At 66.8% G+C, this 24,426-nt stretch carries 25 protein-coding genes and 1 pseudogene; 5 read left to right on the top strand and 21 right to left on the bottom strand.

Annotation, left to right across the window (positions count from 1 at the left end; all coding sequences use genetic code 11):
* A partial coding sequence (locus VEI45_RS07970) for a metal-dependent transcriptional regulator (protein WP_324851915.1) occupies positions 1-703 on the top strand: 703 nt, incomplete at its 5' end.
* Positions 704-998: 295 nt separating this feature from the next.
* On the opposite strand, the gene VEI45_RS07975 is transcribed toward VEI45_RS07970, so the two are convergent.
* The 8 genes from VEI45_RS07975 to VEI45_RS08010 all read right to left on the bottom strand — a co-directional run bounded on the left by VEI45_RS07975 (position 999) and on the right by VEI45_RS08010 (position 7,718).
* Positions 999-1,964, bottom strand: a complete 966-nt coding sequence (locus VEI45_RS07975; RefSeq protein WP_324851917.1) for an alpha/beta hydrolase — start codon at positions 1,962-1,964, stop codon at positions 999-1,001.
* Positions 1,961-3,226 carry an acyl-CoA dehydrogenase family protein gene (locus VEI45_RS07980; RefSeq protein ID WP_324851919.1) on the bottom strand — a complete coding sequence of 422 codons (1,266 nt, stop codon included), beginning with the start codon at positions 3,224-3,226 and terminating at the stop codon, positions 1,961-1,963. The genes VEI45_RS07975 and VEI45_RS07980 overlap by 4 nt, the downstream gene beginning before the upstream one ends.
* A gap of 22 nt (positions 3,227-3,248) precedes the next feature.
* Positions 3,249-4,118 carry an SDR family oxidoreductase gene (locus VEI45_RS07985; RefSeq protein ID WP_324851922.1) on the bottom strand — a complete coding sequence of 290 codons (870 nt, stop codon included), beginning with the start codon at positions 4,116-4,118 and terminating at the stop codon, positions 3,249-3,251.
* Between the two features lie 16 nt (positions 4,119-4,134).
* On the bottom strand, positions 4,135-5,007 hold the full coding sequence (locus tag VEI45_RS07990) for a MaoC/PaaZ C-terminal domain-containing protein (protein ID WP_324851924.1): 873 nt from the start codon (positions 5,005-5,007) through the stop codon (positions 4,135-4,137).
* A gap of 10 nt (positions 5,008-5,017) precedes the next feature.
* Positions 5,018-5,458 carry a type II toxin-antitoxin system Rv0910 family toxin gene (locus tag VEI45_RS07995; protein WP_324851926.1) on the bottom strand — a complete coding sequence of 147 codons (441 nt, stop codon included), beginning with the start codon at positions 5,456-5,458 and terminating at the stop codon, positions 5,018-5,020.
* Between the two features lie 41 nt (positions 5,459-5,499).
* Positions 5,500-6,690, bottom strand: coding sequence for a lipid-transfer protein (locus tag VEI45_RS08000; RefSeq protein WP_324851927.1), 1,191 nt, complete (start codon positions 6,688-6,690; stop codon positions 5,500-5,502).
* 155 nt (positions 6,691-6,845) lie between these two features.
* Complete coding sequence (locus VEI45_RS08005; RefSeq protein ID WP_324851929.1) at positions 6,846-7,487, bottom strand: TetR/AcrR family transcriptional regulator; 642 nt, start codon at positions 7,485-7,487, stop codon at positions 6,846-6,848.
* Positions 7,488-7,550: 63 nt separating this feature from the next.
* Positions 7,551-7,718 carry a hypothetical protein gene (locus VEI45_RS08010; RefSeq protein WP_414687429.1) on the bottom strand — a complete coding sequence of 56 codons (168 nt, stop codon included), beginning with the start codon at positions 7,716-7,718 and terminating at the stop codon, positions 7,551-7,553.
* Positions 7,719-7,748: 30 nt separating this feature from the next.
* Here VEI45_RS08010 and VEI45_RS08015 point away from each other — a divergent pair, with 30 nt between their 5' ends.
* Positions 7,749-8,195: a hypothetical protein gene (locus tag VEI45_RS08015; RefSeq protein ID WP_324851931.1), complete on the top strand. Its 447-nt coding sequence runs from the start codon at positions 7,749-7,751 to the stop codon at positions 8,193-8,195.
* Between the two features lie 13 nt (positions 8,196-8,208).
* Here the strand turns inward: VEI45_RS08015 and truB are convergent, their stop codons facing one another.
* Genes truB through VEI45_RS08030 form a run of 3 tightly spaced genes read right to left on the bottom strand, consistent with a single transcriptional unit; the run spans position 8,209 to position 10,732 of the window.
* Positions 8,209-9,087: a tRNA pseudouridine(55) synthase TruB gene (gene truB, locus VEI45_RS08020; protein WP_324851933.1), complete on the bottom strand. Its 879-nt coding sequence runs from the start codon at positions 9,085-9,087 to the stop codon at positions 8,209-8,211.
* Complete coding sequence (locus VEI45_RS08025) at positions 9,084-9,770, bottom strand: 4'-phosphopantetheinyl transferase (RefSeq protein ID WP_324851936.1); 687 nt, start codon at positions 9,768-9,770, stop codon at positions 9,084-9,086. Before VEI45_RS08025 ends, truB begins: the two co-directional genes overlap by 4 nt.
* Positions 9,767-10,732: a metallophosphoesterase gene (locus VEI45_RS08030; protein ID WP_324851938.1), complete on the bottom strand. Its 966-nt coding sequence runs from the start codon at positions 10,730-10,732 to the stop codon at positions 9,767-9,769. Before VEI45_RS08030 ends, VEI45_RS08025 begins: the two co-directional genes overlap by 4 nt.
* Before the next feature lie 270 nt (positions 10,733-11,002).
* Here VEI45_RS08030 and VEI45_RS08035 point away from each other — a divergent pair, with 270 nt between their 5' ends.
* Both VEI45_RS08035 and VEI45_RS08040 read left to right on the top strand, forming a co-directional pair.
* Complete coding sequence (locus tag VEI45_RS08035; RefSeq protein ID WP_324851959.1) at positions 11,003-12,571, top strand: CocE/NonD family hydrolase; 1,569 nt, start codon at positions 11,003-11,005, stop codon at positions 12,569-12,571.
* A gap of 3 nt (positions 12,572-12,574) precedes the next feature.
* Positions 12,575-13,561, top strand: a complete 987-nt coding sequence (locus tag VEI45_RS08040; RefSeq protein ID WP_324851940.1) for an alpha/beta fold hydrolase — start codon at positions 12,575-12,577, stop codon at positions 13,559-13,561.
* A 9-nt stretch (positions 13,562-13,570) separates the two neighbouring features.
* Here VEI45_RS08040 and VEI45_RS08045 read toward each other — a convergent pair whose 3' ends face one another.
* Positions 13,571-14,137 carry a DUF1802 family protein gene (locus VEI45_RS08045; RefSeq protein WP_324851942.1) on the bottom strand — a complete coding sequence of 189 codons (567 nt, stop codon included), beginning with the start codon at positions 14,135-14,137 and terminating at the stop codon, positions 13,571-13,573.
* Positions 14,134-14,382 (bottom strand): DUF2277 domain-containing protein, encoded by a 249-nt coding sequence (locus VEI45_RS08050; protein ID WP_324851944.1) that lies wholly within the window; start codon positions 14,380-14,382, stop codon positions 14,134-14,136. Before VEI45_RS08050 ends, VEI45_RS08045 begins: the two co-directional genes overlap by 4 nt.
* 109 nt (positions 14,383-14,491) lie before the next feature.
* Between VEI45_RS08050 and VEI45_RS08055 the strand changes: the two genes are divergently transcribed.
* Positions 14,492-15,241 (top strand): enoyl-CoA hydratase, encoded by a 750-nt coding sequence (locus VEI45_RS08055; RefSeq protein WP_324851945.1) that lies wholly within the window; start codon positions 14,492-14,494, stop codon positions 15,239-15,241.
* Between the two features lie 81 nt (positions 15,242-15,322).
* Here the strand turns inward: VEI45_RS08055 and VEI45_RS08060 are convergent, their stop codons facing one another.
* The 8 genes and pseudogenes from VEI45_RS08060 to VEI45_RS08095 form a co-directional block, all read right to left on the bottom strand.
* On the bottom strand, positions 15,323-15,538 hold the full coding sequence (locus VEI45_RS08060; RefSeq protein WP_324851947.1) for a hypothetical protein: 216 nt from the start codon (positions 15,536-15,538) through the stop codon (positions 15,323-15,325).
* A gap of 165 nt (positions 15,539-15,703) precedes the next feature.
* The gene (locus VEI45_RS08065; RefSeq protein ID WP_324851961.1) at positions 15,704-16,837 is read right to left on the bottom strand and encodes a BTAD domain-containing putative transcriptional regulator; all 1,134 of its coding nucleotides are present in this window, start codon (positions 16,835-16,837) and stop codon (positions 15,704-15,706) included.
* A 137-nt stretch (positions 16,838-16,974) separates the two neighbouring features.
* Positions 16,975-17,456: pseudogene (locus VEI45_RS08070) on the bottom strand (MATE family efflux transporter); the annotation flags it as partial.
* Between the two features lie 44 nt (positions 17,457-17,500).
* Positions 17,501-18,502, bottom strand: coding sequence for a bifunctional oligoribonuclease/PAP phosphatase NrnA (locus tag VEI45_RS08075; protein WP_324851949.1), 1,002 nt, complete (start codon positions 18,500-18,502; stop codon positions 17,501-17,503).
* Positions 18,477-18,968 carry a 30S ribosome-binding factor RbfA gene (gene rbfA, locus VEI45_RS08080; RefSeq protein WP_324851951.1) on the bottom strand — a complete coding sequence of 164 codons (492 nt, stop codon included), beginning with the start codon at positions 18,966-18,968 and terminating at the stop codon, positions 18,477-18,479. The genes VEI45_RS08075 and rbfA overlap by 26 nt, the downstream gene beginning before the upstream one ends.
* A gap of 30 nt (positions 18,969-18,998) precedes the next feature.
* Positions 18,999-21,695 carry a translation initiation factor IF-2 gene (infB, locus tag VEI45_RS08085; RefSeq protein ID WP_324851953.1) on the bottom strand — a complete coding sequence of 899 codons (2,697 nt, stop codon included), beginning with the start codon at positions 21,693-21,695 and terminating at the stop codon, positions 18,999-19,001.
* A gap of 66 nt (positions 21,696-21,761) precedes the next feature.
* Positions 21,762-22,133, bottom strand: a complete 372-nt coding sequence (locus VEI45_RS08090; RefSeq protein WP_324851955.1) for a YlxR family protein — start codon at positions 22,131-22,133, stop codon at positions 21,762-21,764.
* 166 nt (positions 22,134-22,299) lie between these two features.
* Positions 22,300-24,426: GH116 family glycosyl hydrolase (locus tag VEI45_RS08095; RefSeq protein ID WP_324851957.1), on the bottom strand; the 2,127-nt coding region annotated here is incomplete at its 5' end.

The raw sequence follows: 24,426 nt of genomic DNA on the forward strand, positions 1-24,426 counted from the left end.
GCGCCCTGACTTCCCTGGCGAGGACCCCAATGGGCTCACTGCGGTCGCCCAGGACTACCTGAAAGTCATCTGGAACGCCCAGGAGTGGTCGCGGGAGAAGGTCAGCACGAAGATGCTGGCCGAGAAGATCGGGGTGTCGGCTAGCACCGCTTCGGAATCCATCCGCAAACTCGCCGAGCAGGGTCTGGTCGACCACGAGAAATACGGCGCGGTCACGCTGACCGAGTCGGGGCGTCGGGCAGCGCTGGCGATGGTGCGTCGCCACCGGTTACTGGAAGCCTTCCTGGTCAAGGAGCTCGGTTACAGCTGGGACGAAGTGCACGACGAGGCCGAGGTGCTCGAGCACGCGGTGTCCGACCGGCTGGTCGCACGTATCGACGCCAAGCTCGGTTTCCCCCAACGCGATCCGCACGGCGACCCGATTCCGGGCTCCGATGGGCAAGTGCCCACGCCGCCAGCGCGCCAGCTGTGGTCATGCGCCGACGGCGACGCCGGCATCGTGGCGCGGATATCAGACAAAGACCCTGAGATGCTGCGCTATTTCGACAGCATCGGGATCAGTCTCGACTCGCGGCTGCGGGTGCTCACCCGGCGGGAATTCGCCGGGATGATCTCGGTAGCGGTTGAATCGGCCGACGGCGCGCTGACCACGGTCGATCTGGGAAGTCCTGCTGCACAAGCGATCTGGATGGTCGCGCAGTAGCGCCCGAGACTACCTCCGCGGATCGCGAACCATCAGTTCGACCGGCGGCGGGCCAAACGGACGCACCTGCCCGACCGTGACGAATCCGTGGCGCCGTACACCTAGGCCTAGTTGTCTCCGCCTGCGGTGGCCCGGGCGTGATAGGCATCCCGGGTGGCTTGATCCATCGTGAGGAAGGCCTGCTCGGCCCGGGTCACTCTGGTAAGGAACCGGCGCGGGCGTTCCGGGATTGATAGCGCCGTCCGGAACACCAATCGAAGCCTGCGCGGCACATAGGTCATTGCGCTCGACCGGATCACGACGCCGTGTCGGCGTCGGCAACCGCGTTGCGCAGAAACAATCCGGCCGTCTCGAGACTGGTCCGTCCTTGGTCACGCGGCCAGAGCCAATAGCCATGCATCAGGTCCGGCCACACCTGTTCGTCGCAGCGACCACCGGACGCGAGCACTTGCGCGGCGAACGCCTCGGCGTCGGCCCGCATGACTTCCCTCGTCCCGTAATGTATCTGGATCGGCGGGAGATCGGACACGTCGGCGTTCAACAGACACAGCCGCGGGTCTTCGGCATCATGCCCGCCGACGTACAGCGCGACGGCGCGGGCGGCGGCGCGCGGATCCAGCGGCTGCTGCCGGATACGCGGGTCGGCAATGCAGGCCCGGTATGCCGGATCGATCAGCGGTCCGAACAACGCGAGCGCCGCTGGAGCGGGCAGTCCTTCGCTGCGCAGCCGCAAGGCAAGGGCGACCGCGAGGTGCCCGCCGGCCGAGTCCCCGGCGACGACGATCTTCGCCGGATCATGGCCCTGCGCAAGGAGCCAACGATATGCGGCGAACGCATCGTCCTCGGCCGCCGGAAATGTATGTTCGGGCGCGAGCCGGTAATCAATCGCGAAAGTCGGCATGCCGGAGTATTTGGACAGGTGCGAGGCGAACCCACGATGGGTGCGCGACGAGCAGATCAGATAGCCGCTGCCGTGCAACACCAGGACCGCCCCGACGCCGTCGTCGGCTTCCGGCGCCCACACCCACTCCCCCCGCACCGGTCCGGACACCGGCTTGACCCGAACGCCCGGCACCACCGGAGTGGTGCGGGCAATCAGAAAGTCGGCCGCCGGTCGCAGGCCGGCGAACAGCCACTGCCGCGAGAGCAGCACGTCGAGCATGATGTTGAAGGTCAGCCGCGAGATCGGAACGTAGGTCAGCCGGTCAAGTGCGGCGATCGAGTTGCGCCGCAGGCTTTTTACCGTCGCCCGGGCGCTCATCCGGCGAGCAGGCCCTTGGCGATGTGGGTCACCTGAACCTCGTTACTGCCGGCGTAGATCATCAGCGACTTGGCGTCGCGGGCCAGCTGTTCGACTCGATACTCGGCCATGTAGCCGTTGCCGCCGAAGAGTTGCACGGCCTCCATCGCGACATCGGTGGCGGCCTCCGACGAGTACAGCTTGATCGCCGAAGCCTCGGCCAGCGAGGGCACCCGGCGGGCCTGCATCTTCTCCAGCGTTTGAAACACCATGTTCTGCACGTTGATCCGGGCGACTTCCATCTTGGCCAGCTTGAGCTGGATGAGCTGGAACTGGCCGATGTTCTTGCCCCACAGGGTGCGGGTTTTGGCGTAGTCGATGCAGAGCCGGTGGCATTCGTTGATGATTCCCAACGCCATCAGTGCTACGCCGAGTCGTTCGGCGGCGAAGTTCGCCCGTGCGCTCTCGCGACCGTCTCCGCCGGTGTGCTGCTCGGTCTCGCCGAGCAATCGGTCGGGTGTCAGCCGGACGTTGTCGAAGAACAATTCGCCGGTCGGCGACGACATCATGCCCATCTTCTTGAACGGCTTGCCCTGGGTCAGGCCTGGCATGCCGGAATCGAGCACGAACGGCAACACCGGTCGGCTGCGCCGATCCACCGAGCCACTGGCGCCATTGTCGAGTTTGGCGTAGACGATCAGGACATCGGCGTACGGGCCGTTGGTGATGAATGTCTTCTGCCCGTTCAGCAGATAGGCCCCATCTTCGTCGCCGGAGCGCCGAACCGTGGTCTTCATTCCACCGAAGGCATCCGAGCCGGAGTCGGGCTCGGTGATCGCCCACGCCGCGATTTTCTCCAGCGTCATCAGTTCCGGTAGCCAGCGCTTCTTTTGGGCGAGCGTGCCGCGACTCATGATGGTCGCCGCAGCCAGACCGAGGCTGACACCGATCGTGCTGAGCAATCCGATACTCACCCCGGCGAGTTCGGACACCAACACGGCCGCCATTGACGCCTGCGCACCCAGATCTGCTAAGCCGCCCGACGACCGCTTCTCGGTCTCGGCTGTGGCCTCTGCCTCGCGAGCCCGCTCCTTGTCCAGGACCGTCTTGACCGCCTCGGCGGCCAGCACGTCCAGGCCGAATTCGCTGAACAGCTTGCGCGCAATCGGATACGGCGAAACCTCACCGGTTTCCAATGCGTCCAGCTGCGGCCGAATCTCCTTGCCGATGAACTCCCGCACCGTATCCCGCACGATCAGGTCGGTGTCAGACCATTCGAACATCATCTGCTCCTGACCGGGATTGTTAATGCGGAAGGCGACTGGCGATGTCGTCGATCTGCCATGGACCGTCGGTCTCGATGGTGTCGACGTCGTGCCAGCCGGCAAGCGCCGAAATCGCCCCGCCCTGAACCGCGTAGACCTTGCCGGTGATCGGGCACTTCTCCGTCGCCAGGTAGGCGACCAGCGGCGAGATGTTCGCCGGACTGAACAGGTCGAGCTCGCCCTCCTCGGGTTCGGCCATCAGCGAGCCCATGCCGGGGGTGGCCAGCGTGAGCCGGGTGCGGGCGATCGGTGCGATCGCGTTCACCCGCACGCCGTAACGCTCTAATTCCTCGGCAGCGATCAGCGTCAGCGCCGCGATTCCGGCTTTGGCCGAACCGTAATTGGCTTGCCCGGCATTCGGCAGCGTTACCCCGGAGCCCGATGCGGTGTTGATCACCGCCGCATTGGGTTGATCACCGGCCTTTGATTGCGCCTTCCAGTAGGCGGCGGCGTGCCGCAGCATCGCGAAGTGGCCCTTCAAATGGACGGCGATCACCGCGTCCCAATGCGATTCCTCCATGCCGGCGATGAACGAGTCTCGCAGAATGCCCGCATTGTTGACCAAGATGTCGAGCCGGCTGAACTCAGCGATGGCCTGCAGCACAACGCTTTCCGCGCCGCTCCAGGTGGCGACGTTCTCGGTGCTGGCGACGGCGGTGCCACCGGCGGCGGTGATCTCCTCCACCACGTCGCGTGCCGGGCCGCTGTCGGCGCCATGGCCGGCGTTGTCGCCGCCGAGATCGTTGACGACGACCTTGGCCCCTTCCTTGGCGAACAGCAGCGCGTGTTCGCGCCCGATCCCGCGGCCCGCGCCGGTGATCACCGCAACCCGGCCTTCTAATGCACCCATACAGGTCTCCTCGATGTCAGTCGGCTAGTACCGCTAGCCCGTCCGTGATGACCCATTCCTCGCCACCGTCGTCGCCTCGTGCCGTCTCGAACGCGTAGCTGGTGGTTCCGTTGGCGCTGCTGACGTCCCAGACCCGGGTTTCCAGGTCGTCGCCGGGCAGCACCGGTTTGGAGAATCGGACCGCGAACCGCTTGAGCCGGTTGACATCCGAGCCGGCGAGCTCGGTGAGCACCGCCCACGAGGTGAACGCCATGGTGCACAACCCGTGAGCGATGATTCCGGGTAGCCCGGCGTCTTTGGCCACCTCCTCGTCGAGATGGATCGGCATCGGATCGCCGGCGGCAGGTGCGTAGCGAAAGGTCTGGTCGCTGTCGATGTGCTGCACGACCTTCGCCACCGGCGCCCGCTCGCGAAGCTTGTCGTCGAACTTATGGTCGGGACTCAGTTCGCCGACCGCTTTGCCGACGGACAAGCCCCGCACGAACGTCGTGACGTACTGTTCGTTGACCAGCTCACCGTCCTCGGTGCGGCATTCGAGCACGATCACGGCGCGGGTGCCCTTCTCCAGTCCCTGGTATCCGATCATCTTGCCGCGCGAGACGAGCTTGTCTCCTGGGCGGATCGGTCGATGGAAGTGGAAGTCCTGTTCGCCGTGCACGATTCGGGGGATCGCCTCGACCGGCATCACGTCAACGGCCGGAGTGAGCAGGGCCTCGAAAACAGGGACGATCGCGAACACCGGCGGAGCAACGTCTCCGTTGCGGTGCGCCTCGATCGGGTCGTTGGTGGCCGCCGCGTACTCTGCGAGCCGCTCCCGGGTCACTTCGAACCGCTCGTCGTCGGTCCAGCGGTCCAGACCGGTGTCGTCGAATTCCAGTGTCTCGGTCATCGACGCGCCCTCAGGCCGACGCTGACGCCAGCGCGTCGAGCTGATCGAGCGTCTTGTCGAGTTGCTTGACGCCGTCCTTCTCTACCGCCTTGCCCAAGGCGCCTTTGATCAGCGCGCCCTCGAAATCACCGAAAACGGTGAAGTTGGAGCCGCTTTCGGCCGGTTCGATGGTAAAGGTGAACTGCGCCTTGACGCCGGCCATCCCGGTACCCGACAGCACCAGGCTGCGGGGTGCGTCCACCGATTCGATCGTCCACTCGATCTTGTTGGCCATCCCCAGCATGACGATCTTGGCGGTCAGCTTCGCACCCTCGCTGAGCGTGGCAGGTGGTTCTGCCAGCCACTTCTCATGGACCGTGAACCACTTGTCCCAGTTAGCGAGGTCGCTGACGGTCCCCCACAGTGCCTCTGGGTCGGCGGACAGGTCTCTGGTGGCTTCGATGTGTCCCACGGCGGTTCCCCCTAGTTCTTTTGCCAAGCCGGAGGTTCTGTTTAGCGTTCGGCCCGCTGATATGCGGTGACGACGGCTGCGCCGCCCAGTCCGATGTTGTGCTGCAGTGCCGCGGTCACGTTGTCGACTTGTCGCTTGTCGGCAGCGCCGCGCAGCTGCCAGGTCAGCTCGGCGCACTGCGCCAAACCGGTGGCCCCGAGTGGATGTCCTTTGGAGATCAGCCCGCCGGACGGGTTGACCACCCAACGGCCGCCGTAGGTGGTGTCGCCGTTGTCGATCAGCTTGGCCGCCTCGCCCTCGCCGCACAGGCCCAACGCCTCGTACAGCAGCAGTTCGTTGGCCGAAAAGCAGTCATGCAGCTCGATCACCTGGAAGTCCTCGGGGCCGAGCCCCGACTGGTCGTAAACACGTTGGGCGGCTTGCACATTCATGTAGTAGCCGATAAGCCCCTTGCAGGTGCCGTCGAAGCTGCTGGCGAAGTCGGTTGTCATGGCCTGCCCGACGATCTCCACCGCCTGCTTAGCCAGGCCGTGCTTGTCGACGGCCGCCTCGGAGGCCAGGATCGCCGCACCTGATCCGTCAGAAGTCGGTGAACACTGCAGCTTGGTCAGCGGGTCGTAGATCATCCGCGACGCCAGAATGTCGTCGAGCGTGTATTCCTCCTGGAACTGCGCGAACGGGTTGTTCACCGAATGCTTGTGGTTCTTGTAGCCGATCTTGGCGAAATGCTCTGCGGTGCTGTCGTATTGCTTCATGTGCTCGCGACCGGCCGCCCCGAACATCCACGGCGCCGGCGGAAACAGCACCTCGGAGATTTCGGCCATCGCCATGATGTGCTTGTCCATCGGCTGGGTGCGGTCGTCGTACGTCGATGCCAGCGAACCGGGCTTCATCTTTTCGAACCCCAGGGCAATCGTGCAGTCGGCGAGCCCGCCGCGAATCGCCTGGGCGGCAAGGTACAACGCGGTCGACCCGGTCGAGCAGTTGTTGTTGACGTTGACGATCGGAATCCCGGTCATGCCCAGCTCGTAAAGTGCCCGCTGGCCCGAGGTCGACTCGCCGTAGACATACCCGACGTAGCCCTGCTCGACTTCGGTGTAGTCGATGCCGGCGTCCTCGAGTGCCTTAGTGCCGGACTCGCGGGCCATTTCGGGGTAATCCCAGCCTTCGCGGCGCCCCGGCTTCTCGAACTTCGTCATCCCCACACCGACGACGTAGACCTTGTTAGACATCGCACTCACTCCATTCGAGGTTGAGACCGCGATCAACCGCTCTCCTCATAACATACATGGCTGATTGTATCTTTGCGAATCCGGTGGACATGGGGAGATTTACCCGGCATCTTTCAAGAACTCGAGACTCATCCCGACCGCGAGGATCAGCGCATCTAGCCAGGCGTCTGGGCGGGCAACACCTCGGCGAGCAGCACACGCAGATGCTCGCAGGCCCGGTCCCAGCGGCGACGTGCACGCTCGGCGTCGCGGTCGACGAAACTTGCCACCAGGATCCCCCGAAGTGCGTCCATCGCCGTGTAGACGACGTTGCGGATCTCTCTTTGCGCGGTGTGGTCCGGTACCAGCTGTGAAATCGCGGCAATCAGCGTGCTGTTGACGACCGGTTCCACTCGCTCGATCTGTCGGGCCAGCACGGAGTCTGTTCGTGCGGCCACCCAAAGCTCAAGCGCGGCAACGAACATCGGACCTTGGTGTGCCTCCCACAAGAAGTCCAGCACCATCGACACTGGATCGGGACTGCCCTGCACGCGACCGAGCTCGCGGATCGCGGCTTGCGCGCGTTGTTGTGCGAGGTGCTCGATCGCCGCGACCACCAAATCTTCTTTTGACCGGAAGTGGTGGATCTGTGCGCCCCGGGTCACACCGGCCAGCTCGGCGACTCGCGGCGTGGTGGTTCCCACGTACCCGTAGGTCACCAGGCACTCGATGGTGGCGTCCAGCAGACGCGTCCGCATGGCGGCAGTGCGCTCCGCCTGGGTGCGCCGAACCCGCTGTCCGTTGACTTCCGTCGCCATCGCGACCGCACGACCTTCCCGGTGCATATCGAAGTAGAGATACGTTCAACTGAGAACGTAATGCTACCGCATCGGTCGCAGAGTTGAGGCGCGGCGTCCACCGACACCGCTTTCCATGATGTAGCTGTGGTCATCGGACTCTTTGAGCAGCCGCAGATAGTCCTGCGTGCGATACGGCCACAGTTCCGGCAGTCCGTCGTCGCCCAGGTACCAGCTGCTGCACCCGGTCATCCACACCGTGCCGGGCAACCCGCGCCGAATGTGTTCCAAGTAGGCGTCGATGGCGCCGGCGCCGCAGCGCAGCTGGCCAAGCTCGGCCTGATCGCCGACGCCGACGGCGACCCGGTATCGGTGCGCGACGCTGAGGCGCTGGACCTGATCGAAGGCCTTACGGGTGTGGGTGTTTCGCTGGAGCAGCTGGTTGCCACCTTGGTCGACGTCCGCGGCCACCAACGCTCGATCGCGGACATGATCCTGCGCGCCTATGCCGAAGACGTGTGGGAGCCGTTCGTGTCGTCGAAATTCGCTACACCCGACTGGGGTTCGCTTGCCGACAATGCGGAGCGAGGGCGCCGACTGGTGAGCGCGCTGCTCACTCACCTGCAACAGACCGCGTTCGACGATGCCGCGGCGTCGGTGATGTTACGCGAGGTCGACCAGGCCGAGCGGGCGCTGGATCGCATCAAGCCGACGCATGAACGGCTCTGACGTCGCGATCGGATTACAGTGTGGCCGGGCGAATTACGACGACTGACTTCGTCCTCGGGCCGTCGTCGCGGAGCAGCGCGATGACTCGGCCGTCGGCGTCCTGCGCGGCGTAGACGCCGTCGATGCCAGCCGGCGTAAGCGTGCGGCCGTTGGCCGCCGCGGCGGCCTCCTCGGCGGTGAGGTGGCGGCGCGGAAACATCTGCAGGCACGCTTCGTCGAGGGTGAGGCTCAGCTGCGGCCGCTCGGCCAGCTGGTCGAGCGAGCGTGCCTGATCCAAACCGAACCGGCCAACCCGGGTGCGCCGCAACGCGGTCAGGTGACCGCCGACCTTCATCGCCTCGCCGAGATCGCGGGCTAGGGCGCGGATGTAGGTCCCGGACGAACAGTCAACTGCTACATCAAGGTCGATCAGCTGGCCGTGGCGCTGTAAGGCCAGCATCTCGAACCGGTCGATGCGCACCGGCCGGGCGGCCAGTTCAACGGTGTGTCCCCCGCGGGCCACGCGATAGGCCCGCTGGCCGCCGACTTTGATCGCGCTGACCGTCGACGGCACCTGCATGATGTCGCCGCGCAACCCGGCGATCGCGGCGGCAATGGTCGCCTCGGTTAGATGTTCCGCCGAGACCTCTTGCAGCAGTTCACCTTCCGCATCTTCAGTGGACGTGGCCTGACCGAGTCGGATGGTAGCCGCATAAGACTTGGAGGCGCCGGTGAGCAACCCCAGGATCTTGGTGGCGCGCTCCACCCCGATCACCAGCACACCGGTGGCCATCGGGTCCAGCGTTCCGGCATGACCGACCCGCCGGGTGCCGAAGATGCGTCGGCAGCGCCCGACCACGTCGTGGCTCGTCATTCCGCCCGACTTGTCGACGATGACGAGGCCCGCATTCATAGCACGATCGCCGTAAGCACCAATTCCCTTTCAACCGACCATCGTCCGGCCAGCGACGTCAGCGGCGGACCTGACAGCGTGGCGCCATCGATCAGGATCACCGATTCGAAAGTGCCGCCGGAGCCCGAGCCGTCGACACCGAACGTGATGTGAGCGTCTTCGAAGCCAAGCCAACGTTTCGTCAACGGGAACCATGCCTTGTACGTTGCCTCCTTGGCGCAGAAGAGGGTTCGGTCCCAATGCACGCCGGCCGGCAACGCAGCCAGCTCGCTACGCTCTTCCGGCAGGCTGATTGCGTCGAGCACGCCATGCGGCAACACGTCATGCGGCTCGGCGTCGACGCCCACCGAGCGCACCGCCGCGCCGCGGCCGACTACCGCACCACGATAGCCCGCACAGTGGGTGAGGCTGCCTACCACGCCGTCGGGCCAGCACGGTTCGCCCTTGTCTCCCTTGAGGATCGGTACCGGCGGAAGCCCGAGTTCACCCAACGCAAGACGAGCGCAGTGGCGGACGGTGATGAACTCGTTGCGCCGCTTGGCCACTGACCGCGCGATCAACGGCTCCTCATCGGGCATCGGCGCCAGCCCGGGCGGGTCGGAGTACAGCTCGGCGGACGCCAGGTTCGCGACGGACGCCCCCGTGCTGGGCAACACCGACGACATCAGTTTGCTCAGCGTCATCGTGACTGCCGCTGGCGCAGTCGCTCTCGGAACTGCTGCGCCTGCGCCCGCATCTCCCCGGTGATGACGAAATGACCGCCGATTTCGTTGAGATAGCCGGGCGCATACTGCGGGTCGGGCAGTACTTGGCGAAGCCAGCTGAACGGTTTGCGCCGCCGCCACTCCCGTGGGTAACCCACCGAGACCTCTTCGAAGCGGACCCCGTCGTACCAGGTGGTGCGGGGAATGTGCAGATGGCCGTAGACCGAACAGATCGCGTTGTAGCGGGTGTGCCAGTCGGCGGTCTCGGTGGTTCCGCACCACAGCGAGAACTCCGGGTAGAACAGCGAATCGCAGGGTTCACGCACCATCGGGAAATGGTTGACCAGCACCGTCGGCGTCATCCAGTCGAGGTCTTCGAGCCGCTTGCGGGTGGCGACCAGGCGATCACGGCACCACGCGTCGCGGGTGGCGTACGGCTCGGGTGAGAGCAGGAACTCGTCGGTGGCGACGACGTTGCCTTCTCGCGCTATCGCGAGCCCCTCGGCTTTGGTGGTCGCACCCGCCGGCAAGAACGTGTAGTCGTAGAGCAGAAACAACGGCACGATGGTGGCCGGGCCGCCCCGCTCGGTCCAGACCGGAAACGGATGCTCCGGGGTTACCACGCCCATCTCGTCGCACATGTTGACCAGGTAGTCGTAGCGTGCGCGCCCGAAGATCTGCTTGGGGTCCCTGTTGGTGGTCCACAGCTCGTGGTTCCCGGGCACCCAGATCACCTTCGCGAACCGTCGCCGCAGCAGATCCAGCGACCAGCGGATCTCATCGGTGCGCTCGGCGACGTCGCCGGCGACGATCAACCAGTCGTCCGGTGACGACGGGTACAGCGATTCGGTGACGGGCTTGTTGCCCTGGTGGCCGGTGTGCAGGTCGGACACCGCCCACAGCGTCGGCTGCCGCGCGGTCGTCGGTTTCTGGGTGGCCACGACTCACCAGCCTAACGAGCGCGTCGGCGGACGCCGCGCTGCCGCACTAGAACAGGTTCTCGTTCGCCTCTGATGGCACGGACGCGACTTCTAAAATCCCGGCAGAGGTGGACCCGATGTGCTTTCGCCTTACTACAAGTTCTGAGCCCATATCCGCGGGTGCGGCCATAACCTGATCTCGTGACTTCTGCATCCGCCACATCTGCCCGGCCCGGTGGGTCGGCGCTGCGCTCCCTGCCCACACGGCTCGCCGGCGGTGCCCTCGGCCGGATGTTGCGTCTGCCGGCGTCGAGCTCCCGTTACACGGTGAGCACGGTCGCGATCCCGATGCGCGACGGCGTCGAGCTACTGGCCGACCACTACGTGCCCGCCGGAGAACCCGTCGGCACCGTGCTGATGCGCGGACCGTATGGCCGCGGGTTTCCGTTCTCGCTGATGTTCGGCGCGCTGTACGCCGCCCGCGGCTACCGCGTACTGATGCAGAGCGTGCGGGGGACATTCGGCTCTGGCGGGACCTTCACGCCGATGGTCCACGAAGTAGCCGACGGCGCCGACACGGTGGCGTGGCTACGGCAGCAGCCATGGTTCACCGGTCGCTTTGCCACCATCGGGATTTCCTATCTGGGGTTCACCCAGTGGGCGCTGCTGCAGGATCCGCCGCCGGAGTTGGCCGCGGCCGTCATCACCGCAGGCCCTCACGATCTCAGCGCGTCGGCCTGGGGCACCGGCGCGTTCACGGTCAACGACTTCCTCGGCTGGAGCCATCTGGTTGCCCACCAAGAAGACCCCGGACGAATCCGCGCCGGCATCCGCCAACTGCGGGCGCAGAAAAGCGTGATACGTGCCGCCGGTGAAGTGCCGTTGGGTGCGGCCGGCCGGGAGCTGCTGGGCGCGGGCGCGCCGTGGTGGGAGTCGTGGCTGGAACATCCCGATACCGACGACCCGTTCTGGGAGCCGCTTCAACTCGGGGCCGCGCTCGAACGGGCGCAGGTGCCGGTGCTGCTGATCGGCGGCTGGCAAGACCTGTTCCTTCAGCAGTCGCTCCACCAGTACCGGCAGCTTCGGGACCGGGGTCTCGACGTGGCGCTGACCATCGGTCCGTGGACACACACCCAGCTGCTCGTCCAGGGTCTGCGCACCATCGCCGGGGAAACGCAGGACTGGCTGGACACCCACCTCGCCGGTCGCCCGCCCGAAACGCGACGCAGCAGAGTTCGCGTCTTCGTCGCCGGTGACGGCTGGCGCGAAGATGCCGACTGGCCGCCGGCCACAACCGACCACGCGCTGTACCTCCAGCCCGGCGGCGGCCTGGCCGACACACCGCCGACCGCGGTGTCGTCGGTGAGCTTTCGCTATGACCCGGCCAACCCGACGCCGACCATCGGCGGCCGACTGCTGTCGCCGGACGGCGGATACCGGGACGACACCCCGTTGGCCGCCCGCAGCGACGTACTCAGCTTCACCACCGACGTGCTCAACAACGACCTGTACGTCCACGGCAACCCGATCGCCGAATTGGCCCACACCTCCGACAATCCCTACGTCGACGTGTTCGTCCGGATCAGCGAGCTGGACGCCAAGGGCCGCTCCCGAAACGTCAGCGAAGGATATCGGCGGCTAACCGACGCCACCGACTCCGTCAGGCTCGAACTCGACGCGATCGCCCACCGATTCCGCGCCGGATCACGCATCCGCGTGCTGATCGCCGGCGGCAGCCATCCCCGCTGGGCCCGTAACCTCGGCACCGGTGAGGCGACGGTGACCGGCAGCGAGCTCAAGCCCGCCACCCATGAGTTGCACTTCGGTGCTTCCCGCGTGGTGCTTCCGTTGGGCGTCTAGCCCATGGACATCTTCGATGAATGGCGAAGCGGCGCAACCGAAATCCATTGGCGGTCATCAACCGCTGCCAACAACGAAGCGGAAGTCACCGTCTTCACCCGTCGCTGCGGCACACCGGGCGCACCGGCATTAGTGTGCGTCCACGGCTTCCCGACGGCAAGCATCGACTACTTCGCGCTGACACGCGAATTGGGCGGCGAGTTCGACATCTTCCTGCTCGACTTCCCCGGCTATGGACTTTCGGATAAGCCGCCCGCACCGTACGTGTATTCGCTTTACGACGATGCGCGGCTGCTGATCCACGCGATCACCAACGTATGGCAGCTCGAGCGATACACGATGCTGACCCACGACCGGGGCACCAGCGTCGGCATGATCGCGCTTTCCATGTTCGCGGCACAGGATCACGGAAACCCGCCGACCGAAGTCATCTTGACCAATGCCAACATCTATCTCCCGTTGGCCAACCTCACTGCATTTCAGACCGCGCTTCTCGACCCCGCCACGGCACGCGGCACAGCGGGCGCGACGACGCCGGAAATGCTTGCCGCCGGCATGGGAGCGACCACGTTCATGCCGCGCCGAACGCCCGCCGATCCCGAGATTGTGGCCCTGACCAAGTGCTTCGCGCACAACGACGGGATCGGGATACTGCCGGACACGATTCAGTACCTCAATGAGCGCGCCGCCGACGAAACCAATTGGCTTGCAGCGCTTTCCGAAAACAAGATCAACACCAGCCTGGTTTGGGGCTTGCACGACAACGTCTCCCCTATCCGGGTCGCCAACTTCGTCTGGCAGAAATTCCTCAAAGACAAGCCGGGACGAAACCGCTACTGGATACTCCCGACCGCCGACCACTATCTGCAATGCGATGCGCCAGCGCAATTGGCGCAACTAGTCCGACTTACCGCAGCCGGCGAGACGACTGCGCTGTGCACGGTCGGGGGTCGGCCGGACGGCGCGGTGCTGGTAGACCAGACCCCTTGAAGCTCAGGGTCACCCGACGGCGTCACGGACGCGGTCGGCGACTCGTCGTAGTGCCGCCTCGTCGTGCACCGGGGTGCCCAGCTTGAAATCAACGGGGGCCGGCAACTCCACCCAGCTGGTGCAGCCGGCGTAGTCGGGAGTGCGGGGCAGCTCCACCGGCTCGACCAACGGTATGGTCTGCACAACCAGCACAGCCAACCGATGTTTCGGGCGAAAGTCCAGCCGGTCCTCGCGCACCGACTGGGCGGTCCAGATATGCAAATCCTCGATCGCCTCGATGTTGTCGGGCCGGTTGACCGGCAGTGCTGCAACGACTTTCGCCGCCGCTCGCAGCACGAGACGGTCATCGGCGCTGTCGGCAGCCGCGGCAGTGAGCAGGTCGCGAAACTCGGGTCGGACCCGCTCGGCGTGACTGTGCGCGACCGTCGGGAACAGCAGGAACTCGCGGGCCGCGACCTCGAAACGCTTTTCGCCAATCCCACCCTTGCGCAACAACACCCACTGCCGGCCGTCCAGCAGCGCGCGCACCGCCGCGCTCCATTCCTTGAGCGCGGGAAGCGTCGCCGTTTGCGTCATTTCATCGCCAGCCGACGCAACGGCGGGGAGGTCTTCGGCGGCTGGCGGCGCGGCGGCAGGGCCCTCAGCAACCGCGCCGTCGTCGCCGCGACTTCGGCCACCGCCGCTTCGAAGGCCTCGGCGTTCGCCGACGACGGATGGGTGATGCCACTGACCTTGCGCACGTATTGCCGCGACGCCGCCACAATCTCCTCGGTCGTCGCGGGAGGCTCGAGGCCGCGCAATTCGGTGATGTTCCGGCACATCCCTCAACGATAAGGCGGTCGCGCCGCGGCAGGTCGGACTGACTACGGTGGCGCTTATGACCCGCGCCGGCGACGATGCAGAGCGAAGCGATGAGGAGGAGTGGCGCTTATGACCGACGACATCCTGTTGATCCACACCGACGATCGGGTGCGCACCCTGACCCTGAACCGACCGCAGTCGCGCAACGCGCTGTCGGCCGCGCTGCGGGATCGGTTTTTCACGGCCTTGGCCGAGGCCGAAACCGACGAGGCCGTCGACGTCGTCATCCTGACCGGCAGCGATCCGGTGTTCTGCGCGGGGCTCGATCTCAAAGAGCTGGGCGGGCAGTCGGCGCTCCCGGACATCTCGCCGCGCTGGCCACCGTTGACCAAGCCGGTGATCGGCGCGATCAACGGCGCCGCTGTCACCGGTGGGCTGGAGCTGGCGCTGTACTGCGACATCCTGATCGCCTCGGAGCACGCGCGATTCGCCGACACCCATGCCCGGGTGGGTCTGCTGCCCACGTGGGGGCTCAGCGTGCGGTTACCACAGAAGGTGGGTATCGGCGTGGCCCGTCGGATGAGCCTGACCGGTGACTACCTGTCCGCCGAGGACGCGCTGCGGACCGGCCTGGTCACCCAGGTGGTGCCGCATGACCAGCTGCTCACCGCCGCACGTGAAGTGGCAGCGAGCATCGTCGGCAACAACCAGAGCGCGGTCCGGGCCCTGCTGGCGTCCTACCACCGGATCGACGAATCGCAAACCAGCGAGGGGCTGTGGCTGGAAGCGACGGCGGCGAAGCAATTCCGGACCTCCGGCGACGACATCGCCGCCAACCGGGAGGCGGTCCTGCAGCGCGGACGGGCCCAGGTGCGTTAGCAGCTTGCGCCGACGGCAATCTGCCCCGTTTCCAGAGGAGGAAGAAACGGGGCAGATTGCGTCGTTGGCCGATCCGATCGATCAGGGGATGGCCGCGCGGATCGGGTGGGTGAGGGCCCACACCGGGTGCAGGACATCCGCCGCGTAGTGGCGGATCGGGTGCAACGGTCCGCTGAATGGCACCCACGGGTCGGCGGACGCGACGGCCGGCGCCAGCGATCCAAGGACGGACAGGCCGACGGCGGCCAGCAGGCCGGCTGCTGCGACACGCAGCCTGGAAACTTTCTGCGGCTTCATGGTGGTGATTCCTTACCGGGCAGTGGTGTCCCGAGGTCCGGATGTAAATCCTTCGCTGGGGGTCGGTTGCTTTTCCCGACACCGCAAGCGTGCAGCAGACGCCTTGGCGGATCCTGGCGAGATTCTTGCGGAATTCTTGCGTTTGCTGCGCGGCACCCGCGCAGCTCAGCGCGGCCGGATTTCGAAGGTGAACTCGTGGCCTCCGATGCGGACGTGGTCACCATCGGCGAGCGTGGCGCTGCCTCGAATGCGCCGGCCTGTTACCTGGACACCGTTGGTCGACCGCAGGTCGCTGATCACAAAACTGCTTCCGGTGTCGATGACGACGGCGTGGTAGCGACTAACGTCGTCGTCGTCGAGCACGATGTCGTTGTCAGGTCGGCGGCCGATCCGGGTCGAAGCATCCAGTCGATAGCGCTTCCCGTCCTTCCCCCGCAGCTCGGCGACGGCGGATCGCCCGGCCACCGTGTCGGTGTGCGGGCCGAGATCGACGACGCGGTTCATGGCGGTTGTCTGGGCGGTCCGTTTGGTGTCCAGCGGCTCTTGTCGCAGGATCCGCTCATGCAGGGTCCGCACCGTGGGACCGGGGTCGATCCCCAGGTTCTCGGCCAGATTCACTTTCAGTCGCCGGTAGGCGTCGAGGGCGTCGGATTGGCGGTCGGCGACGTAGTAGGCGGTGATCAGCTGGGCCCATAACGGTTCCCGGAAGGGATGTTCGGCGCTGAGCAGCTCCAGGCGGGGAACCACGGCGTCGGCGCGTCCGCACGCGATCTCGGCTTCGGCGAGGCCGATTTGGGCCACCACTTTGACCTCGGACAGCGCGGTGGCAAACGTATCGACGAAGGCGAATTCGCGTAGGTCATCGAGGACCGGCCCGCGCCATTCGGCCAGCGCAGCAGACAGGAACCTGCTGGCATCTTCGAACCGTCCCGCGGCGGCGGCGTGAACCCCCGCGTTCTTCTCGGTGATAAAACGCCCGAGATCGCAGTCAGCGTCAGCGACACTGAGTTGATAGCCCGGCGGGACGCTTGCCAGCACTTTGTTCGGGTCGTACCCTGCGCTGCCGAGCAGTCGGCGCAGGTTGGAGACGTAGGAATGGATGCTTGTCCGCGCCGCCGGCACCGGCGACTGGTCCCAGACCGCATCGATCAGCGACTCGACCGACACCGGCCGGTTTCGGTTTATCACCAGCACGGCCAACACCGCGCGCTGCTTCGGGGCGCCCAACGGCACCGGGGCGCCGCCCGTAATCAGCTGCAACGGCCCCAAGACACCGAACCCGCGAGCTGTGTTTCCCATCATGCAGTCAGCCTTTCAGGTCAACATGGGCGTCAGCTCACCATTGTGACCTCAACTCGCTGATCCGCGATGCGCTGTCAACGCCGGCGACCGTCGTGGGTACAGAACACTTCTGTCGAGTCAGGCAGCCCGAGCCGTCACGTCCCGGTGACTGCCCAGCGCCCCGACACTGCCCGCCGCCCGACGAAAATCAGTCGCAGCACAATGAACATGCTCAGGCCCGCCCAGATGCCCGCCAGACCCCAGCCGAACACCAGCGACAGCCAGGTCAACGGCAGAAAGCCAACCAGCGCACTGACCGCGGTCGTGGTGCGCATGAACGCGGCGTCCCCCGCGCCCAGCAGAACGCCGTCGAGCGCGAAAACGACTCCTGCAAAAGGCAATTGGGCCACCAAGAACCACCACGGAACTGCGATCGCGGCCAGCACCGAAGCGGGCGAGCGGTGTCCTGGACGCCGCGCAGCCATCCATTGCCGGCCAACGACACCAGAATCGCCGGCGCGCCCAGGATCGCGATGCGCAACCATGCCAGCGCCGCATCGGCGATGTCGGCCGAACCAGCGATCGCCGACACCAGCGGCACCGCGGCCGCCTGCACCACGACGACGATCAGGGCCAGCTGCGCTATTTGTCGGCCACCCGCCTGCGGCTGGCCCGGGTCGTTCACCCTAGAGCGGCACGCAGCGACGTCACCACATCATCGATCGAACCGCTGGTCGAGTAGCCCGCGGCCAGCTTGTGACCGCCGCCGCCGAATGTCGAGGCGACCCTAGCGAGATCCACTGCGGCCTTTGCCCGCATCGACACCGACCAGTGCTTCGGCTCGATCTCTTTGAACACCGCCGCCACCTCGGCCTGCTCGGTGGTGCGGACGATGTCGACGATGCTCTCCACTTCTTCCGAGCGTGCACCGACCCATTCCTGGTGTCCGACAACGGCGTACACCAGACCACGACCGTCGACGGCGTCCGGCAACAGCTGGGCCGAACCCAACACCCTGGACAGCATTGTCAGCCAACGGAAGGGATGGGTGTCCATCAGTGACCGGCTGATCGCCGCGTTGTCGACGCCCAGCTCGACCAGCCGCGCGGCCAACCGGTGTGCGCGTGCGCTGGCCCACCGGAACGACCCAGTATCGGTCGTCAGCCCCGCATAAAGGCAGTGCGCCACGTCGGTGTCGATCGGCTTGCCCCAGGCGTCGAGCAGCTCGGCCACCAGCATCGTGGTGGAGTCCGCCGACGGGTCGACGAAGTTGACGGTGCCGAATAGCTGATTCGACGCGTGATGGTCGATCACGAGCAGCTCCTGCCCGGTACCGGCCATTTCGCGCAGGGTTCCGAGCCGGTTGATGCTCGGAATATCTGCCGTCACGACCAGATCGATACCGCGACGCATCGTTTCCGGGTTGACCAGCAGGTGACCGCCGGGCAGCGACCGCAACGACTCGGGCAGCGCTGCCGGGGCCGCGAAGCTGACCTCGACGGCCTTCCCGCACCGGTCCAGCACCAGGCCCAGCGCCAACCCGGCGCCAATCGTGTCGGCGTCGGGATAGACGTGGCAGACCACCGCGATTGTGGCGGCGGCGGACAGCACCTCGGCGGCTCCGACGGCGTCCACGCGTCGCGCCGTGGGGGTGGATTCAGTCTTCGAGTTGATCGTCATCATCGGCGCCTTCCCCCTCGGGTCCGTCGGCCGCGTCGGCCCCAGCGACACGGTAGGGGTCGGCCTCTCCGGCCGGTTTGGCACCTTCGCGAACCCGAGCCACATCGGCGTCGGCGGCGCGCGCGCGGGCCAGCAACTCTTCCATTCGTTGCACGGAGTCGGACACCGTGTCCCGGGTGAACGTCAGCGTGGGAGTGAACCGCACTCCGGTGCCGGCTCCGACCTTGGTGCGCAGCACACCCTTGGCGCGTTCCAACGCCGCTGCGGCGCCTGCGTAGTCGGGCTCATCATCCAGCGTCGACCCGATCACCGTGTAGTACAGCGTCGCGTCGTGCAGGTCGCCGGACAGCTTGGCGTCGACGATGGTGACCCCGGCCAGTCCTGGGTCTTTGATCTCATATTCGATCGCCGAGGCGACGATTTCCGAGATCCGCTTGGCCAGCCGGCGAGCCCGGGCCGGGTCAGCCATGCCGCGCGTTCACGTTGTCGGCACTCATCGTCAGGCGCGTTCCTTCTGAACCAGCTCGTAGGTTTCGATGACGTCGCCTTCTTTGATGTCGGAGTAGGTCAGCGTCAAACCACATTCATACCCGTCGCGGACCTCGGTGACATCATCCTTCTCCCGTCGCAGCGACGCCACTGTGAGGTTGTCGGCCACCACGATGTTGTCGCGCAGCAGTCGGGCCTTGGCGTTGCGACGCACCACACCGGAAGTCACCAGGCAACCGGCGATCACGCCGACCTTCGACGAGCGGAACAGCGCGCGGACCTCGGCCCGACCCAGCTGGTTCTCCTCGTAGATCGGCTTGAGCATGCCGCGCAGGGCCTTCTCGATCTCGTCGATCGCCTGGTAGATCACCGAGTAGTAGCGGATGTCTACGCCTTCGCGGTTGGCCAGCTCGGTCGCCTTGCCTTCGGCTCGCACGTTGAAGCCGATGATCACCGCGTCCGAGGCCGACGCCAGGTTGACGTTGGTCTCGGTGATGCCACCGACGCCGCGGTCGATGACCCGCAGTTCCACCTCGTCGTCGACCTGGATCCCCATCAGGGCCTCTTCCAGCGCCTCGACGGTACCGGCGTTGTCGCCCTTGAGGATCAGGTTCAGCTGGCTGGTTTCCTTCAGCGCCGAGTCCAGGTCCTCCAGGCTGATCCGCTTGCGCGACCGCGCCGCCAACGCGTTGCGCTTGCGCGCGCTGCGCCGGTCGGCGATCTGGCGGGCGATGCGGTCCTCGTCGACGACCAGGAAGTTGTCGCCTGCGCCGGGCACCGACGTGAAGCCGATGACCTGGACCGGACGCGACGGCAGCGCCTCCTCAATGTCGTCGCCGTATTCGTCGACCATCCGGCGGACCCGGCCATAGGCGTCGCCGGCCACCACCGAGTCGCCGACGTGCAGCGTGCCGCGCTGCACCAGCACGGTGGCTACCGGGCCGCGGCCGCGGTCGAGGTGCGCCTCGATCGCCACACCCTGAGCTTCCATGTCGGGGTTGGCCCGTAGATCCAGTGCGGCGTCGGCGGTGAGCAGCACCGCCTCCTCCAGCGCCTCGATGTTGGTGCCCTGCTTGGCCGAGATGTCGACGAACATCGTGTCGCCGCCGAAATCCTCAGCCACCAAACCGTATTCGGTGAGCTGGGACCGGATCTTGGCCGGGTCGGCGCCCTCCTTGTCAATCTTGTTCACCGCCACCACGATCGGCACGTCAGCGGCCTGCGCGTGGTTGATGGCCTCCACCGTCTGCGGCATCACGCCGTCGTCGGCGGCGACCACCAGGATCGCAATGTCGGTGGCCTTGGCCCCGCGGGCACGCATGGCGGTGAACGCCTCGTGACCGGGGGTGTCGATGAAGGTGATCAGCCGCTCGTCGCCGTCGAGATCGACGGACACCTGGTAAGCACCGATGTGCTGGGTGATGCCGCCGGCCTCGGCCTCGCGCACGCTGGCATTTCGGATGGTGTCCAGCAGTCGGGTTTTACCGTGGTCGACGTGACCCATCACGGTCACCACCGGCGGACGGGTCTGCAGGTCCTCTTCACTGCCTTCATCCTCGCCGTAGCTCAGGTCGAAGGATTCCAGCAGCTCGCGGTCTTCGTCCTCGGGGCTGACGACCTGAACGTTGTAGTTCATCTCGCTTCCCAGCAGCTCGAGCGTCTCGTCGCCGACCGACTGGGTGGCCGTCACCATCTCACCGAGGTTGAACAGCGCCTGCACCAACGCGGCCGGGTTGGCGTCGATCTTCTCGGCGAAATCGCTCAGCGAAGCGCCGCGGGCCAGCCGGATGGTCTCGCCGTTGCCGTGCGGCAACCGCACGCCACCGACGACCGGCGCCTGCATGTTCTCGTACTCGGCGCGTTTCGCCCGCTTGGACTTGCGGCCCCGTCGCGGCGCACCGCCGGGACGGCCGAAGGCACCGGCAGCACCACCGCGCTGTCCGGGACGGCCACCGCCGCCTCCACCTGGACGGCCGCGGAAGCCACCGCCACCGCCGCCGGGCGGGGCACCGACGCCGCCACCACCGCCGCGGTAGTTGCCACCACCGCCGCCGGGGCGGCCGCCGGCCGGGACGCCGGACCGGCCGCCGAAGCCGGGGCGCGGCGCGTCAGGACGCGGGGGTCGGCCTTGGCCACCACCGGGGCCGCCGCCGGGGCCGCCGCCGGGACGGGGCGGCATGCTGCCGGGCGACGCGCCCGGGCGGGGCGCGCCAGGCCGGGCGGCACCGGGACGGGGCGCCAGCGGACGCGGAATGGGCCGGTCCACGGGCTGTGCCGTCGAGAACGGGTTGTTGCCGACGCGCGGGGTGCGAGCCGCCGGCTTGGGGGCTGGGCGTGGGCTGGGCGTGGGTCCAGGGCGTGTCGGGGTCGGTGCCTGGCCGGCCTGCGGCTGCTCAAGAGCCGGGGCCGACGGCGCGGGCGGCTCAGGCGCCGGTGGCGCCGACGGCTTGAGAGCCGCGGGTTTCTGCGGCGCGGGGGCGGCATCCTTGACAGCGCCCTTAGCGCCGGACGCGCCGTTGCCGGCGGTCTTGTCCTGCGCGGGCTTGCCGCCGCCGAACGACTCACGCAGCCGACGCGCGACCGGCGCTTCTACCGTCGACGATGCGGATTTGACGAATTCGCCCTGTTCGCTGAGCCGGGCGAGAACTTCCTTGCTGGTAACACCGAGTTCCTTGGCTAACTCGTGTACGCGCGCCTTGCCTGCCACTACATCTCCTGTCTATGAGGCGACAGCGGTGGTCGGCCGCGCCTCGGGTTTAGCTATGACGCATGGTCATCGGGACTTCACGGTGTGCTCATGTTCTTTGCTACCTGTTCTGTTGGCGGGATGATCGGGCGCATCGAGAAACTCGATGTGCTCGACCACCGCTGATACATCCGGTGCTCCGGCGATCCGCAACGCTCGCGCGAAGGCTCGCCGCCGGATCGCTTCTCGTGCACACTTCGGAGTGGGATGCAGCCATGCACCCCGCCCCGGAAGACTACCTGCTGGGTCAACGGTCACGGCGTAATTACCGTTCCCCGTTGACACAGCCACCACTCGAAGCAGTTCGACGGCCAACTCTCGCTTCCGGCAACCAACACACGTCCGCACCGGACCTTCGATGCGTCGATGCGCGGAGGCCGAAGTCTCGCGCTGGATCACGGCTTAGTTTACCTTCACCAAACCGGTGGTCAGAACCACCCGAATGTGTCCGCAATTACGCGCGCGCCGGGACATGCCGGCACCCACTACCGACAACACCACCGAAGGACCGTCGACGAACTTACGAGCACGTGCTATCACGCAGTATCGCTCACAGTCCAAATCCTCAGCGGGCCGCCAGGATGAGCGTCTGCGCGGCGATCAGCCTTGTGCCAGCGGGGAATTCGATGCCAGCGTCGGTGCACCGGGTCGACACGGCCGTCCCGTCGACGGACGCGTGGTACTCGCCGGCGCCGCCGACGACCGTGAGCCGGTGCAGGTCGAGCTGCCCGCCGGTGCAGGCCATGACGAGCTGGTCACCCTGCTGCGACCACAGGCCCCAACCGGAGCCGGCGAGGAACGGCAGGGCGGTGTCCGGGCGGCGGAAGGTGTACGCGCCGGCCGAGGCGTCGTGGGAGAACCCGGCCAGCGCCTGCAACGCGGACCAGCCGGCGAGCGAGCGGGCGTAGTGGTCGCCGCACTCGATCTCGTTGAACGGGTTGCGCCGCCGCCCGTCGTAGCGTCCCCACACGGCGTCCAGCACGGCGCGCCCCTCGTGATGCAAGCCCTCGCGCAGGCAGTGCGCGGCCACCTGGTACTCCGAGCCGGTCCACACCTCGTCGGCGTATCGGATCGGGACCGCGGGCCGGCCGCCATGCGGCCAGGCACACACCAGCAGCCCCGCATCGTCACCGTCAGCGAAGACCCGATACGGATGACTGAAGTCGCCGAACCCGCGGCGCAGGTTGTGCCGTACCACCGCGGCGAGGGCGGCGCGCACGTGCTCGGCGGGCAGCAGGTGGCCGAGGTCGAGCTGGTGCGCCCACCACTGTCCGATCAGCTGGTCAGCCAGGCACCCGTCGCCCCACTGATAGTCGTGGTTGTCGCCGGGCAGCAGCCGCTGCGCGTAATACTCGCCGGTGAACAACGCCGCGTCGTAGGATTTGCTGGCCTGGGCGAAGATGGCTTGGTACGCCGCAACCGCGTCGATGTCGTCGAGGAGTCGGGCGATCTGTTCGGCGGCCCGCAGTGCGGCCAGCCATAACGTGCCCATGAACGAGTTGTGCCCGGTGAGGTCAATGTCGTGGGTGCTCGGCTGGATGCCGCTGAGCATCCCGCTGCCGTCCACGTTCCAGGTGTGGTCGACGTAGCGCAGCAGGCGGGTGATGTTGGGCCAGTAGCGGCGCAGCCAGTCGATGCCTGCGCCCGCGCGGTATTCCCGGTAGGCCTTCAGGACAGTGCCGAGCATGCCGTCCAGCGCCGGCTGGCCCGGGCCGCCGATCGGCTCGCCCCACAGCTGCGGTAGGTAGGTCGGGGCGAGCACCCGGTGCGGTACGTAGCCTGCCGGCGCCTGCATGATCTCGAACTCGGTCTCGCGCATGCTCCGCTCGAGTTCGGGGAACGCCGCCGCGAGCGCCTGCGCGTAGTTCCATACGTGCGTGCAGTTGAGCGGACAAGAGCCGCCGTAGGCCCCTGACCACATCGTGGTGGAGGCGCCCAGCACCCCCTCGAAGGCGAAGAACCGTCCGTCCGCGGCGCGAAAGCAGGTGGGGCTGCGCACGGTCGCGAGTTGGCCGGCGAAATGCGTGACGGCGGCGTCGTCCAGGCCGGAGTGGGCCAGTGTGCCGGTCCACGCGCCGGTAGCCTCGCGCAGCGCCGACCAGCCTCGGCGCACTCGCTCGAACACGTCCTGCGCGTCGGCGTAGCGGGTGGCGTAGTGGTTGCCCAGCCAGAACCGAGACCGTCCCCACTCCGGTCGGTCGGGCCCGAACTGTTCGAAGTTGACGTAGCGGTTGGGGAAATACCAGGTCAGCGCGATCCGGATCAACCGCGCCTCGCCCGGCTGCAGCAGAAACGGAACGCCGAGGCCGGTGTTCCAGGTGCTGCCCTGCGGGCTGGCGCCGATCGCCGGCTGCGGGGCGTGACGTTGTGGGTCGGCGATGCCCGCCGCCAGGGCCAGCCGCGGCGCGCCGCTGGCCAGCGCGCGCGAGCGCAGAAACGTGACGAACTCACCCGCGTCCCGCCACCGGGTCAGGGCGGCGGCCCGCGGGTCGTCGGCGGCCAGCACCATCTGTCCGGCGCCCGGGGCGTCGTCGGAGAGCGCGACGTTCTCCAGCACCACGCTCGTCCAGCCTTCGTGGCGCAGCAGCCGGTTGGTGTTGCCGCCGTACCCGGGCGCATTGACGCCGTTGATCGGGGTGATGCCGTCCCAACCGACGGCGTTCTGCACGGTGGCGCCCAGCGTTCCGTGCAG

It is taken from the genome of Mycobacterium sp. (assembly GCF_035623875.1).
In the GTDB taxonomy this organism is placed as follows: domain Bacteria; phylum Actinomycetota; class Actinomycetes; order Mycobacteriales; family Mycobacteriaceae; genus Mycobacterium.

Bases quoted from the DNA above. Each gene is read 5' to 3' on its own strand.
- VEI45_RS08045 (WP_324851942.1), bottom strand. From the start codon at position 14,137: ATGACGCAAACGGCGACGCTTCCCGCGCTCAAGGAATGGAGCGCGGCG.
- VEI45_RS08005 (WP_324851929.1), bottom strand. From the start codon at position 7,487: ATGGCGACGGAAGTCAACGGACAGCGGGTTCGGCGCACCCAGGCGGAG.
- VEI45_RS07990 (WP_324851924.1), bottom strand. From the start codon at position 5,007: ATGACCGAGACACTGGAATTCGACGACACCGGTCTGGACCGCTGGACC.
- VEI45_RS08050 (WP_324851944.1), bottom strand. From the start codon at position 14,382: ATGTGCCGGAACATCACCGAATTGCGCGGCCTCGAGCCTCCCGCGACG.
- VEI45_RS08025 (WP_324851936.1), bottom strand. From the start codon at position 9,770: ATGACGCTGAGCAAACTGATGTCGTCGGTGTTGCCCAGCACGGGGGCG.
- rbfA (WP_324851951.1), bottom strand. From the start codon at position 18,968: ATGGCTGACCCGGCCCGGGCTCGCCGGCTGGCCAAGCGGATCTCGGAA.
- VEI45_RS08010 (WP_414687429.1), bottom strand. From the start codon at position 7,718: ATGACCGGGTGCAGCAGCTGGTACCTGGGCGACGACGGACTGCCGGAA.
- truB (WP_324851933.1), bottom strand. From the start codon at position 9,087: ATGAATGCGGGCCTCGTCATCGTCGACAAGTCGGGCGGAATGACGAGC.
- VEI45_RS08060 (WP_324851947.1), bottom strand. From the start codon at position 15,538: ATGAAGCCGCAGAAAGTTTCCAGGCTGCGTGTCGCAGCAGCCGGCCTG.
- VEI45_RS08000 (WP_324851927.1), bottom strand. From the start codon at position 6,690: ATGTCTAACAAGGTCTACGTCGTCGGTGTGGGGATGACGAAGTTCGAG.
- VEI45_RS08075 (WP_324851949.1), bottom strand. From the start codon at position 18,502: ATGATGACGATCAACTCGAAGACTGAATCCACCCCCACGGCGCGACGC.
- VEI45_RS08065 (WP_324851961.1), bottom strand. From the start codon at position 16,837: ATGGGAAACACAGCTCGCGGGTTCGGTGTCTTGGGGCCGTTGCAGCTG.
- VEI45_RS08035 (WP_324851959.1), top strand. From the start codon at position 11,003: ATGTTGCGTCTGCCGGCGTCGAGCTCCCGTTACACGGTGAGCACGGTC.
- VEI45_RS07980 (WP_324851919.1), bottom strand. From the start codon at position 3,226: ATGTTCGAATGGTCTGACACCGACCTGATCGTGCGGGATACGGTGCGG.
- VEI45_RS07985 (WP_324851922.1), bottom strand. From the start codon at position 4,118: ATGGGTGCATTAGAAGGCCGGGTTGCGGTGATCACCGGCGCGGGCCGC.
- VEI45_RS07975 (WP_324851917.1), bottom strand. From the start codon at position 1,964: ATGAGCGCCCGGGCGACGGTAAAAAGCCTGCGGCGCAACTCGATCGCC.
- VEI45_RS08040 (WP_324851940.1), top strand. From the start codon at position 12,575: ATGGACATCTTCGATGAATGGCGAAGCGGCGCAACCGAAATCCATTGG.
- VEI45_RS08055 (WP_324851945.1), top strand. From the start codon at position 14,492: ATGACCGACGACATCCTGTTGATCCACACCGACGATCGGGTGCGCACC.